Genomic DNA, 13250 nt, shown 5'->3' on the forward strand with positions numbered 1-13250 from the left:
CCGCCAGCAATAATAGCTGACTGTTCAGGAATTAATCGGGGTTGGTCATGGCGCGCCACAGGACTATCGAGGAAAACACCATCCTCGACGCGGCCGAGCGCGTCATCGCCCAGAATGGCGCGGCCAATTTCACCCTTGAGGACGTCGCGGTTGAGGCGGGGATCAGCAAGGGCAGCGTCGTGCGCGATTGCGGCAGCAAGCAGGACCTGATCCGCCTCATTGTCAAACGCCGTTTCAACGAATGGCAGCGCATGCTCGACCAAGCCGAACTGGATCAGCCGGTCCAGGGCGCCTCAGGGCGCATTGCCGCCCATGTGGAACTGACAATGGCCGCCCTGCCGCAAGAACAGCGGGCCGTGGCGCGCAATCTTTGCGCCTCGCTTACCAATGATCTTGAGCTCACCAAGGTCATCAGCGAACACTATGAACGCGAGATTCAGGCGGTTTCAGCCCCCGGCGCCACGGCGGGCGCGCGGCTGGCATTCCTCGCGCTTGAGGGCATGCGCTCGCTCGAATGGTTTGGCACCCATAGCTGGCCCGATGGCGAGCGGCAGGAGCTGCTCGCCGAGATCGGCAAGCTGGCGCAGCTGGACGATCTCGACCCCCACTGAACCCACCACCATCTTCTGACCAACCAGGACTACAACTCCCGTGAACTTTGTGAAACGCGTATCCGGGGCCGCCTTGGCCATCGGGCTGGTAGCCGTTCTTGCCGCTTGCAGCGATGCTGATGGACAATCTGAAGCGGCGGCTCCGCCGGCGATGCCGCCGGCCGGGGTGAGCGTTTTGACGGTCAAGCCCGAGCGGGTGGCGCTGGTCAATGAGTTGCCGGGCCGCATCGTGCCCACCCGGATCGCCGAGGTGCGGCCGCGGGTGTCGGGAATTGTCGTGGAGCGGGTGTTCGAGCAGGGCAGCCAGGTGGAGCGGGGCGATGTGCTGTACCGCATCGATCCGGCCAGCTTTGCGGTGCAGGTCGCGAGTGCCGAGGCCAACCTGGCCAGCGCCAAGGCGGGGCAGTTGCAGGCGAGCCAGCAGGCCGAGCGGCAAAATACGCTGCGCGAGCGAAATGTGGCCAGCCAGCAGGTGCTGGAAAGCGCAACGGCTGCCCTGGCGCAGGCCAATGCCAATGTGGCGGCGGCCGAAGCCAATCTGGCGGGGGCACGGCTTAATCTCGAATATACCGAAGTGCGGGCGCCGATCAGTGGGCGCATCGGGCGGGCCTTGATCACCGAAGGGGCGCTGGTCACGGCCAATAGCCCCGAGAGCCTCGCGACCATCCAGCAGTTCGATCCGGTTTATGCCGATTTCACCCAGTCCTCGGGCGAACTCATCGCCCTGCGCCGTGCGCTGGAAGATGGCACGCTGGTCAGCGCCGGCGAGGACGCAGCCAGGGTCACGCTCAAGCTCGATGATGGCAGCCAATATCCCCATGAGGGCAAGCTGCTGTTCCAGGAAGCGGCGGTGGATGCCAGCACTGGCCAGGTGACGATGCGGGCCGAGATACCCAATCCCGATGGCGATCTGTTGCCAGGGCTTTATGTGCGCGTGCTGATCGAACAGGCGTTCGACCAGGATGCGATCACCGTGCCGCAGCAATCGCTGCTGCGCGATGCCGGTGGCAATTCGCAGGTTTACGTGGTGGGCGAAGACAATGTTGCGCAGCTGCGGGTGGTGCAGGTCGGCCGCTCGCTCGGCAACCGCTACCTCATCGCGCAGGGTCTTGAGGTCGGCGACAAGGTCGTGGTGGAGGGCTTCCAGAAGATCGGGCCGGGCGCGACGGTCAACCCGCAAGAATGGCAAGCGCCAGTGGCTGACGCCGCCAAGGCGAACTGAGGACTGATATGGCTGGGTTTTTTATTGAGCGGCCGGTTTTCGCCTGGGTCGTCGCGATTTTCATCGTGGTGGCCGGCGTGCTCGCCATCCCCAATCTGCCAGTGGCGCAATATCCCAATGTGGCGCCGCCCCAGGTCTCGGTTTACGCCACCTATCCCGGCGCTTCGCCGGAAGAAATCTACCAGAGCGTAACGCGCCCGCTCGAGGACGAGCTCAATGGCGTCGAGGGACTGATCTATTTTGAATCGACGTCCGATGCGTCGGGCATGATCACGATCAATGCCACTTTCGAGACCGGCACCGAGCTGGCCAACGCGTCGATTGACGTGCAGAACGCGGTGCGGCGGGTGGAATCCCGGCTGCCCCAGATCGTGACCCGGCTGGGCGTGCAGGTGCAGGAAGCCAGTTCGGGCTTTTTGATGATGGTGGCGCTCGTGTCCACCGACGGCAAGATGGATGCCGTGGGGCTGGGCGATTATCTCAGCCGCAATGTGACCAGCGAAATCGCCCGCATCGAGGGCGTTGGCCGGGCGCAGGTGTTTGCTTCGCAGCGCGCCATGCGCGTTTGGCTCGACCCTGACAAAATGCTGGGGTTGAACCTGACCTCGGCCGATGTGACCGCGGCGATTGCCAGCCAGAACGCCCAGGTGGCGGCCGGCCGGATCGGAGCGCAGCCCAATCCGCTGACGCAGCAGATTTCCGCCAGCGTCCTGGTGAGCGGGCAATTATCGACGCCCGAGGCTTTTGGCTCGATCGTGTTGCGCGCCAATCCTGATGGCTCTTCGGTGCGGTTGCGCGATGTGGCGCGCATCGAGATCGGGGCGGAGAGCTATGGCTTTTCCACCCGTATCAACGGCCAGCAGGCGGCGGCCTTTGCCGTGCAGTTGGCCCCCAGCGGCAATGCCATGGCGACCGCTGAAGCGGTGGAACACAAGATGGAGGAGCTCGCCCAGTTCTTCCCGCCGGGGGTCGAATACCGCATTCCCTACAACACCGCGCCCTTTGTGGAAGTCTCGATCGAGAAGGTGATCCACACCCTGATCGAGGCCATGGCGCTGGTCTTTGTGGTGATGTTCATTTTCCTGCAAAGCTTCCGCTACACGCTGATCCCGACCCTGGTGGTGCCGGTGGCGCTGGCGGGCACCTGCGCGGTGATGCTGGCGGCGGGCTTTTCCATCAATGTGCTGACGATGTTTGCCATGGTGCTCGCCATCGGCATTCTCGTCGACGACGCCATCGTGGTGGTGGAAAATGTCGAGCGCATCATGGCCGAGGAAGGGCTGCCGCCCCTCCAGGCCACGCGCAAGGCGATGAAGCAGATCTCGGGTGCCATTATCGGCATCACGCTGGTGCTGTCGGCCGTGTTCGTGCCGCTGGCGTTTACGTCAGGCGCGGTGGGCGTGATCTACCAGCAGTTCAGCCTGACCATGGTGATCTCGATCATCTTTTCGGGCATTCTGGCCTTGTCGCTCACCCCGGCGTTGTGCGCGACGCTGCTCAAGCCGATCAAGCCGGGGCACCACGAAAAGCGCGGGCCGTTTGGCTGGTTCAACCGCACCTTTAATCGCGCCACGGGCGGTTATTCCAAGGGCGTGGGTTGGATGGTGCGGCGCACCGGCCGGTTCATGGTGATCTACCTGGCGCTGATTGTCGGGCTGGGCTGGGCCTATATGCAATTGCCCACCTCGTTTTTGCCCAGTGAAGACCAGGGCTTTTTGATCGCGGACATGCAGGCGCCTCCAGGGGCCAGCAATAACCGCATGGCCGAGATCACCAAGCAGGTGGAAGGCATTTTCCTCGCCGAAGACGCGGTGGAAGACATTATCGCCATCAACGGCTTCAGCTTTTCGGGCGCCGGCGACAATGCGGGCCTGGCTTTCATCACGCTCAAGGATTGGAAGGAGCGCGACGAAAACAACTCCGCCGACGCCATCGCCAATCGGGTCAATGGTCAGTTGTTCGGCCTGCGCGACTCCATCTCGTTTGCGCTGTCGCCCCCGCCCATTGCCGGGCTCGGGACCTCAAACGGGTTCACCTTCCGCTTGCAGGATCGTGGATCGCAGGGACAGGCGGCGCTTGCCGCCGCCGGTCAGCAGTTGATGGGGCTGGCGTCGCAAAGCCCGGTGCTGCGGGGATTGCGCGTCGAGGGCATGCCCAACACGGCGCAGATCAATTTGATCGTGGATCGTGAAAAGGCCAATACCTTTGGCGTCAGCTTTGCCGATATCAGCTCGACCATCTCCACCAATCTGGGGTCGGCCTATGTGAACGACTTCCCCAATGCGGGGCGCATGCAGCGCGTGACGGTGCAGGCCGATGCCGGGCAGCGCATGGATGTGAGCGATCTGCTCAACCTCACCGTGCGCAATTCCAACGGGGGCATGGTGCCGCTGTCGACCTTTGCCAAGGCCGATTGGCGGCTCGGGCCGGCGCAGATCGTGGGCTATAATGGCTATCCGGCGGTGCGCATCGCGGGCTCGGCGGCCCCGGGCTTTACCTCGGGCGATGCCATTGCCGAGATGGAGCGGCTTGCCGCCCAGTTGCCGGCCGGCTTTGGTTTTGAATGGACGGGCCAGACCCTCCAGGAAATCCAGTCGGGCTCGCAAAGCATGTTCCTGATGGCCCTGACCGTGGCCTTTGTGTTCCTGCTGCTGGCCGCACTCTATGAGAGCTGGTCGATCCCGCTGTCGGTGATGCTGGTGGTGCCGCTGGGGGTGATCGGGTCGGTGCTTGCCGTGATGCTGCGCGGCATGGCGAGCGACGTGTATTTCACCGTGGGCCTCATCACCATTATCGGCCTTTCCGCCAAGAACGCGATCCTGATCATCGAGTTCGCCAAGGATAGCTGGGCCGAGGGCAAGCCGTTGCTGGAGGCCACGATCGAGGCGGCCCATCTGCGGTTCCGGCCAATCATCATGACCTCGCTGGCCTTTACCCTTGGCGTGGTACCCCTGGCGATCGCCACGGGCGCCAGCTCCTCGAGCCAGAACGCCATCGGCACGACGGTGCTGGGCGGCATGATCGCCGCCACGCTGCTGGCAGTGCTGTTTGTGCCGGTGCTGTTCGTGTTCATCATGAAGCTGGTGCGGGCCAAGCCCAAGCGCATCGGGGTTGATGAGCCCATTGCGCCCGCCGCCGCCAGCGCGCCGGCTGTTGCGGCCGAATAAGACAGGAAGGGGCAGGCAAGACCTGCCCCTTTGTTGTTGCGATGGGCTGCTAGGGCTGGTTGCGCAGCTCGCGGAAGGTGAGGGAAAACCGGGTTTGCTCCACGGGTGGAATGGAGTGCTCCCATTCGGTCCGGGCCGCGCCCGAGAGCAGATAGGCCGAGCCGGGTTCGGCGGTGATCGAGACGCGCTCCCATTTGGCGCCCGCCTTGCGCCGGAGCCTGAAGGTGCAGGCCGACAGCAACGATACCCCCACGATGGATCCAAAGACGGCCTTGTCCTTGTGCCAGCCGATAGGTGCACCCGGCCCATATTCGGTGACGAGAACCTGTTGCAGCCGGTCCGGCTCGATGCCGGCAAAGGCCGCCGCCTGATCGCGCAGCGGCAAAAGGAAAGGGGGAACAGGGTCAGTCCGCGCCAGCCGTTCGGTCGAAAAATCATAGCGCCAGCCAAAGGAAACCACCCGGCGCTTGCCTTCAAAGCCATGGAAGTCGAAGGCCTGGAACGGCAGTTGCCGCACCTGCCCGAGGACGTCCTCCTGCATGGCAGGCGGGATGGCGTCAGGAAAATAGCGGAAGCCCTCAGGGAGCACCGGCCCAGGCGAGCCGAAAAGGTCGGGTTGCGAGATCATGGGCGGAGGCTACCCGGAACGGCGGTGTGCGTCCATTGCAGCCACAATGAGGGCGGGCGAGCACGGCCCGCGCCCAGGTCGCGGTGAAGGACCTCAACTGCTGGGGATCGAAGCTGGCGCCTCGGGGGTTCAGTACGCACGCTCTTGGCAGCAGCTGCAGAAGGCGAACCGAAAAGGGCTCCATCGATGTCGAGACAAGGCATTCAAAACATCAGCTTCGTGGCATTGGTGGTCGCGATCACTGCAGCCTTTGTTTGGCTGCTCCTGCCCTATTACAGCGCCATTTTGTGGGCGGTGATCCTGGCGATCCTGTTTAATCCGCTGCAGCGGCGCTTGACCGTTTGGTTCGGCGGCCGGCGCAGCCTTGCGGCCGTAGTCAGCGTACTGGCCTGTATCTGCGTGGTTTTGATCCCGGCCAGCCTGGTCATTGCGTCCTTCTCTATTGAAGTCTCATCCTTGATCCGGCGGCTTCGAGAAAGCGATTTTAGCCTCGCCGATGCCTTGGCCCAGGTACAGGCGGTTTTGCCGGATTTTGCCAACAAGGCCCTGGCCGACATGAATCTGGGCAATCTGCGCGAGATCCAGGACGGCGTGCTTTCAGCCCTTTCCAACACCGGCCAAACCATTGCCAGCGGCGCCCTTGGCATCGGGCAAGGCACGCTACAGTTCGTTATTGGCCTCGCGATCATGCTTTACCTGTTGTTCTTTTTGTTCCGGGATGGCCGGTCCCTGGTGCTGATGATCCGCAACTCAGTTCCCCTTGACCGCACCCGGACCGACGACATTGCCGCCAAGTTCGTTTCGGTGGTCAAGGCGACGGTGCGGGGCAATGTGCTGATCGCCCTTGCCCAAGGTGGGATTGGTGGGGTTACGTTCTGGTTGCTTGGCATCGAAGCGCCGCTGCTTTGGGGCGTGGTGATGGCGGTGCTGTCGCTGCTGCCGGCGGTTGGCGCCTTTCTGGTTTGGGCGCCGTTTGCTGTTTATCTCGGCCTGACCGGCGAGATCACCAAGGCGATCATCCTCGTTCTTGTTGGTGCGCTGGTGATCAGCATGATCGACAACTTCCTGCGGCCCGTGCTTGTGGGCCGCGAAACCAGGCTGCCCGACTATGTGGTGCTGATTTCCACGATCGGGGGTTTGTCCTTGTTCGGGGCAAACGGCTTTGTGCTGGGACCGCTGGTTGCGGCGCTGTTCATGGCCGTGTGGTCGCAGTTCACCGATGATCGGCTGAGCGAGAGCAGCGAGGACACAGCCGAGACGGTTTGAGCGGTGGCGACATGGACGACCCCAGGACGGGGTTGCCGCCCTTAGCTGCCGAGCTTGTGGAAGGAACGATCCCAGTGGATCAGTGCGGGTGCAGGAGCGGTGGTGCTGGCGAGCACGCGGCCGATGACCAGCGGCTGTTGACCGAAATGCCGCGCAACAGCAGGACATTCTTGCCCTCGGCCTTACAGCCCGCCTGCAACGGCTGGGCCCCGTCCGGTTGCTGTTCCGGCTGGGCTATCGCGCCATGGCGACGGATAAACCCAGTGCGCGCTTGCGGACGCTTACCTGCCGGGGTGTGCCTACCTTGTCGATGATCTATGACCGGCAGCCCATTATCGACTCGTTCCGGAGGGTCACCCCGGACCTCCTGCTCGGCATGATGGATTGCCGGGGCTTGGAGCCGCTGTTTTTTGCGTTGCACCGGGACAAGGGCGGCAGGGTCGGGGCCCGGTAAAACCGGGGTTACCCCGTTACCTCCTCGATAGGCCACACCCCATGTGCAACTCGCGCAGGGTCAGGCGGAACTTGCACTCGAGCGGTCGTAGGTTGCTTCGAGTTCCATGGAGCTTGCTAAGTGCCTGACGTAATAGGGCACGCGCTCCGCGGCCATCGGCCTTGCCAACAAATATCCCTGAGCAACATCACAGCTGTTGGTGCGCAGGATGTCCCAGTGCTCAGTCGTTTCCACGCCTTCGGCAACGACCTTGATGCCAAGCGCATGGGCCAAGCCGATGACTGCCTTGACGATGGCCGTTGCGTTGGGATCCACGCCGAGATTTTTGACAAAAGACTGGTCGATCTTGAGCCAGCTCACCGGGAACTTGTTCAGATGGGTCAGGGACGCGTATCCGGTGCCGAAATCGTCCAGAGAACTGCTCACGCCGCCTTCCTGCAGACGCTGCAGGGAACGAGCGACTGTCCCTGAGTCGTCTTCGAGGAACACCGTTTCGGTCACTTCGATCTCAAAGCAACTCGCCGGAAGTCCAGCTGTCTGGAGCGATTTCAGAATGGTGGTTGCCAGGTCCATCCGGAAGAATTGTTGGGCCGAAACATTGATGGCGACGCTGCCAAAATCGATGCCTTGATCCCGCCAGAGCTTCATATCGGCAACGACCCGCTGCAGCATGCGCTTGCCCAAGGCGACCGAAAGCAGCGGATCGTCGAAGGCTTCCTTGATCAGGCCCGGTGGCTGGACGCCGTGGCGGGGCGAACTCCAGCGCAGCAGGGCTTCGAACCCGCACAACTCGCCGGTACTCAGCGAAACCTTGGGTTGATAAAAAGGGAAGACGGCGTCGCGCTCAAGCGCGTCTCGGGCGCATGACAGCGCCGACACACGCCGTTGGAGCCGGTGCCTGGCGGCTGGGTTGAAAAAAGCCAGGCGGTTGCCGCCGGAATTTTTCGCGTCATACAAAGCCATGTCGGCGTTCTTCATCAGCTCGGCCGGCTGCGGGTCGCTCTGGGGATACATTGCAATGCCGAAGCTGGCTTTGCATGACAGTTCGGCCCCCAGGTAGGAAACGGGCTCTGCCAGCACGTCCCGCATCCTCAAGGTCAACTCCGCCAGGGTAGTCTCGCTGACATCGGCGGTTTGCAGAACGGCAAATTCGTCCCCACCGATACGAGCCACGCATCCCGGAACAACGGCTTCAAGCCGTTTGGCGACGGTCGTGAGCAGAGCGTCGCCCGCGGCATGCCCAAGGGTGTCGTTGATGTCCTTGAAGTCGTCGAGATCAAGATAAACCACAGCCACGCTTCCGCCGTTGCGGACAGCAGCATCAAGGTCGCGGTCGAGGCGCTGCAGGAAATGCGCCCGGTTCGACAATCCAGTGAGGGCGTCGTGGTGGGCGAGATGGGCGATCCTGTCCCTCGCTGTCCTTACCTCGGTGATGTCCCGGAAAAATATCGACAGCCCGTCCCCATAGGGGCTGACATAGACCTCGAACCAGACATTGAGCCCTGGAACGAAGGTCTCGAATTCCGCCGGCTGCCTGATCTCGGCTACCGCTTGCAGGCGCTGGCGAAACTCGCTGTCAGGATCAAGCGTCAGCGCCTTCCACAGGGTTTGGCCGAGCCGCAAGTTTCCCGGTTTACCCGTGGCATTGAGCGCCCGCTGGTTGCGATAGGTCACACGCCAGTTCCCGTCGACAACGACCACACAGTTGCCGGTACTTTCAAGCAATGCTGCGAGACGCGCTTCGCTCTCCTTGAGTGCGCTGGCCGCCGCCTTGTAGGCCTGGACATCTTCGGCGGTACCATACCAACGCACCACGCGACCTTCCGAGTCGCGCCGAGCGGCAGCCCGGACGCGGATCCAGGTGTGGTTGCCATCGCGGCGGCGGACGCGATACTCGATGTCGAGCGGTTGCCCTGAGGTTACTGCGGACTGCCAGGATGCCACCGCTGCGTCCACGTCGTCCGGGTGAAGTGCCCTGGACCAGCCTTTCCCCAGCGTTTCTTCGCGGGTCATGCCAATGAGTCTGGGCCAGCGGGGGCCGATTTCCAGCAGGTTGCCGTCAACGTCGGCGGTCCAGGGGATTTGCGGGCTCAGTTCAATCGCATGGCGGTAATGGTCCTCGCTTTCGCGCAGGGCAGCCTCGGCGAGCACCCGGGCAGTGACGTCCTGGCAGATCCCCTTGACCTCGATGACCTCTCCGTTGGTGCCCAGGACAGGTTGGGTCCTGGACCACAAGTGCAGGAACTGACCGTCACCCAGAACAACCCGTGCCTGGGTGCTGTGCGGCTGCCGTTTGTCGATTGTTGCCCGCAGGTTCTCCCGGACGGCCTCCCGGTCATCGGGATGGATGCACTCCAAACTGCTTTGCAGCGTGACCTGGAACGTGGCGGGGTCACGTCCCAGCAGGTGAAAAACCTCCTCCGAGCAGGAGAACTTGCCGGTGTGAGGCTCCCAGGACCAAAAGCCCAGCTTGGCCATCCTTTGTGCTTCGGCAATTTCGGACAGCTCAGCGTTCAACTCAGTCGACATGGTCATCGCCTATAGGGGAGGTGCCGTTTCCAATCGGAGACTGCTGTCCCAGTAGGCTCCATGTACGAACAAAACGTACATATTATCGGTAATTTTGTTGATTGCCCGTGTCACCTTGTTGCTGTTTCACGTGAACAATTCAGGACCAACACTGCTGATACAGGTGCTGATGTCCGCAACAGGGAACCATGCCGGGAAGCCGCCGGACGGCTTGGGCCTATCAAGGAAGCAAGTATCCGGCAATCGAGTAGATTTGCTTGCCGGCGATTATGAGTGGTCAAACGGCACGGGCGTAATGAACCGGCTCCATCTGTGTGGAGGCCAGCATGTGCACGCGGTTTGTTTATCTGGGGGGAGACGATCAGGTCGTGACCGGACGCTCCATGGACTGGAAAACCGATATCGCCACCGATCTTTGGGCGTTCCCGCAGGCAATGCAGCGCTCGGGCCAGGCAGGGCCCAATTCGATCCAGTGGACCTCCCGCTATGGCAGCGTTGTCGCTTCGGCCCATGACAACTCGACTACGGACGGGATGAACGAGGCGGGCCTCGTTGCCAATCTGCTGTGGCTGGCCGAATCCACCTATCCCGATTATGACGGCACGCGGCCAGGCCTGACTATCGCCGCCTGGACGCAGTATGTGCTCGACAATTTTGCGTCGGTGCAGGAAGCGGTCGAGGCGCTGGCGCAACAGCCCTTTGTCATCGTCACGGACAAAGTGCCGGGCGACGACAGGATGGCCACCCTGCACCTGGCCTTGTCGGATGCCAGTGGGGACAGCGCGATCATCGAATATGTCGGTGGCAAGCAGGTCATCCACCACAGCCGCGATTATCAGGTGATGACCAATTCACCGATCTTCGAAAAGCAGCTGGCGATGGAGGAATATTGGGAGCAGATCGGCGGCACCGTGTTTCTGCCCGGCACGAACCGGGCGTCGGACCGCTTCGCGCGCGCTTCCTTTTACGTGCAGGCCATTCCCAAGACCGACGATCCGGTGCAAACCATCGCGGCTGCCTTCAGCGTGATCCGCAATGTGTCGGTGCCCTTTGGCATCAGCACGCCCGATCAGCCCAATATTTCCTCCACGCGCTGGCGCACGGTTTCGGACCACAAGCGCAAGCGCTACTTCTTTGAATCGGCAATGACGCCCAATATCTTCTGGGTCGATATAGCCAAGCTCGATCTTTCAGCCAGTGGCAAGGTGATGAAGCTTGATCTGGGCCCCAACGAGATGAACATCTATTCGGACAGGGCCAACAATCAATTCCAGCCTGCCGAACCGTTTCAGTTCGCTGGCCTTCCCTAGCCCCTTGCGAGGGGGCTGGGTACAGGGCGCCTGATCAGTCTGCGGCCGGCGAGTCGATGACCCAGGTGACACCAAAGCGATCCATCGTCATGCCAAAGCCCGGTGACCATGGCTGCGGCTCGAAGGGCATGAGCGACGTTCCTCCCTCGGACAGCGCCATAAAGATGCGGCGGGCTTGCTCGACGGAATCGGCGGCAATGGTGACGCTGTAGCCGCTGCGGCCTGAAAAATCCTGCATGTCCTGGCCCATCAGAGCCTGATCGCCGATCTCGATCCATGCATGCACGATCCGGTCAAGACGGTCCTCGGAGATGCCCGGCGCAAGTTCGGGCATGTCGCGGTGACTGATCATGGCGCGGATCTCGCCACCAAGAATGCTCGCATAGGCGGTGAAGGCTTCTCGGCAATTCCCGTCGAAATCAATGTTGGCAACGACTTTCATGGCATGTTCCTCCTTTCGGTGACGGCCTTAGCAAAGCCATCTGAACACGGATGTGACTGTGCCGTCCGCGATGGTCTGCTCATGCAATCCATGACGAACGAGGCCGGCCAGTTACTACGGGCAAGGAACGGGATGCAGTTTCACCTGTTAGTGTGGGACCCCAAGGAGAACAATATGCAGTTGCCCCATGGCACGATTGTTGCCGTTGCTGACGGCGAAAAACTGAACCTGTTCCGGAACACAGGAGATGAAGGCCGCCTGCAGCTGGCCGCCGAGCCAAAGGCGTCCGTGGATGCAAGCGGCTCCGGTTCGGGTGGACATCAAAGCAGCTCGTCCAACCCAGACAATGGTCAGCAAGCAGAAGACGGATTTTCCGCTGGCGTTGTCGACGTGCTCAACGGCATGGCGCTGAGTGGCGCCGTCAAAAACATGGTTATTGTTGCCGCTCCCCGTTCCCTGGGCGAGTTCCGCAAGCGATACCACAAGTCCCTGTCAGCCATCCTGCTCGGCGAACTCGACAAGGACCTGACCGGACACAGTCTGGCGGAAGTAGAAGCGGCTGTGGGCGCTCACTAGACCCCAGGACGCCTGGTTCAGCTTCGGCATTAATCGTTGGCGGGCGAGCCGAAGTTGGACGGAGTGGCGGGAGCGGAGTTGTTTGAGGCTCCTGAAGGGGTGCGTGCCGAGGTGCGCGCCCCATGTGCTCGCCGTCAACGCCGGGCTCGTTGCCCGATTGGCTTAGGGTGAAAATGCAACGGCCGGGCGGACGCTGCAGACGAGTTTTTCCATTGAGTGTATCCATGGAGCAGGTCCACAGGCTCCTCCGGAGCTAGCGGCCGACGTCGAGGACCTCAACCCTGCCGATTGGTCATGGAGTCTCATGCCCCTTCAGAACCGCGTTACGCCCTATGGTGAAATCGTCGATGATCCATCAAGGGGTGCTTTGATGGGAAACCGTGGAATACTGCACAAGGACGGCAGGGAACTCGGGACTGCACGATGGCGTCACCCCAATTGGGTCACCTGTGTGCTTTGCTTTGGCACTCGGCGCCGTCAGCTGATGGCCCCCGACAGCTATACCGAGCTCTTTTTCCTGGATGAGGCGACCGCCTTGTCGGCCGGGCATCGACCTTGTGCGCAATGCCGCAACAAAGACTATAAGCGCTTCCTTGCAGCTTGGGCGAAGGGGCATGGCCTTGACCAGCCGCCTACCGCAAAGGAACTGGACGCCAAACTCCATGCCGAACGGGTTTCGCCCAAGCGGCAAAAGCTTACACGCAGGGCGCCGGCTGCGTCACTGCCGCAAGGAACAATGATAACCCTCGAGGGGCAGCCGTTCCTGATCTGGGGTGCCGGAATGAAATCCTGGTCTTTTCTGGGCTACGGCGACACCCACAGCCTGCCTCGCGACAGCGTCGAGGTCTTGACGCCATGGGGGACCGTGCTTGCCTTGGCCGCCGGGTTTGTTCCCATGGTTGATGAGAGCGCTGGTCACAGAGGGGACGAGCTTGGCAGCAGTCCTCCCCGAGACTGGGGAGACGACGAGTTTGAGGGCAATCAAGGTCACCCTCCTGGCCGGCTTTGACGAGCCGATCTCATTCTGCCGGGATTTCGGCCTGGA

The 13250-nt window shown here is 62.0% G+C and carries 10 protein-coding genes and 1 pseudogene; 8 read left to right on the forward strand and 3 right to left on the reverse strand.

What is annotated here, in order from left to right; translation table 11 throughout:
- The first annotated feature begins 47 nt into the window (after positions 1–47).
- The 3 genes from AC3YMN_RS08020 to AC3YMN_RS08030 are packed head-to-tail and all read left to right on the forward strand — an operon-like array spanning position 48 to position 5000.
- Positions 48–611, forward strand: a complete 564-nt coding sequence (locus AC3YMN_RS08020) for a TetR/AcrR family transcriptional regulator (RefSeq protein ID WP_127754854.1) — start codon at positions 48–50, stop codon at positions 609–611.
- A 40-nt stretch (positions 612–651) separates the two neighbouring features.
- Positions 652–1833 carry an efflux RND transporter periplasmic adaptor subunit gene (locus AC3YMN_RS08025; RefSeq protein ID WP_164854919.1) on the forward strand — a complete coding sequence of 394 codons (1182 nt, stop codon included), beginning with the start codon at positions 652–654 and terminating at the stop codon, positions 1831–1833.
- An 8-nt stretch (positions 1834–1841) separates the two neighbouring features.
- Positions 1842–5000, forward strand: a complete 3159-nt coding sequence (locus tag AC3YMN_RS08030; protein WP_489889611.1) for a multidrug efflux RND transporter permease subunit — start codon at positions 1842–1844, stop codon at positions 4998–5000.
- 49 nt (positions 5001–5049) lie between these two features.
- Here the strand turns inward: AC3YMN_RS08030 and AC3YMN_RS08035 are convergent, their stop codons facing one another.
- A complete protein-coding gene (locus tag AC3YMN_RS08035) occupies positions 5050–5628 on the reverse strand; it encodes an alpha-ketoglutarate-dependent dioxygenase AlkB (protein WP_489889612.1) in 579 nt (192 codons plus the stop codon).
- Positions 5629–5814: 186 nt separating this feature from the next.
- Here AC3YMN_RS08035 and AC3YMN_RS08040 point away from each other — a divergent pair, with 186 nt between their 5' ends.
- Together AC3YMN_RS08040 and AC3YMN_RS08045 are read left to right on the forward strand one after the other, a co-directional pair.
- The gene (locus AC3YMN_RS08040) at positions 5815–6894 is read left to right on the forward strand and encodes an AI-2E family transporter (RefSeq protein WP_489889613.1); all 1080 of its coding nucleotides are present in this window, start codon (positions 5815–5817) and stop codon (positions 6892–6894) included.
- A gap of 244 nt (positions 6895–7138) precedes the next feature.
- Entirely contained in the window at positions 7139–7348 is a 210-nt protein-coding gene (locus tag AC3YMN_RS08045) for a DUF4334 domain-containing protein (protein WP_489889614.1), read from the forward strand.
- A gap of 60 nt (positions 7349–7408) precedes the next feature.
- On the opposite strand, the gene AC3YMN_RS08050 is transcribed toward AC3YMN_RS08045, so the two are convergent.
- Positions 7409–9826 carry a bifunctional diguanylate cyclase/phosphodiesterase gene (locus tag AC3YMN_RS08050; protein ID WP_489889615.1) on the reverse strand — a complete coding sequence of 806 codons (2418 nt, stop codon included), beginning with the start codon at positions 9824–9826 and terminating at the stop codon, positions 7409–7411.
- A gap of 371 nt (positions 9827–10197) precedes the next feature.
- Between AC3YMN_RS08050 and AC3YMN_RS08055 the strand changes: the two are divergent.
- Positions 10198–11187 (forward strand): annotated as a pseudogene (locus AC3YMN_RS08055) (linear amide C-N hydrolase); the annotation flags it as partial.
- Between the two features lie 34 nt (positions 11188–11221).
- Here the strand turns inward: AC3YMN_RS08055 and AC3YMN_RS08060 are convergent.
- The gene (locus tag AC3YMN_RS08060; protein WP_489889616.1) at positions 11222–11629 is read right to left on the reverse strand and encodes a VOC family protein; all 408 of its coding nucleotides are present in this window, start codon (positions 11627–11629) and stop codon (positions 11222–11224) included.
- 3 nt (positions 11630–11632) lie between these two features.
- On the opposite strand from AC3YMN_RS08060, the gene AC3YMN_RS08065 reads away from it, so the two are divergent.
- The gene (locus AC3YMN_RS08065) at positions 11633–12205 is read left to right on the forward strand and encodes a host attachment family protein (RefSeq protein WP_489889617.1); all 573 of its coding nucleotides are present in this window, start codon (positions 11633–11635) and stop codon (positions 12203–12205) included.
- 304 nt (positions 12206–12509) lie between these two features.
- Entirely contained in the window at positions 12510–13214 is a 705-nt protein-coding gene (locus AC3YMN_RS08070) for a hypothetical protein (RefSeq protein ID WP_489889618.1), read from the forward strand.
- Positions 13215–13250: the final 36 nt, after the last annotated feature.

It is taken from the genome of Devosia sp. Z11_6 (assembly GCF_058133665.1).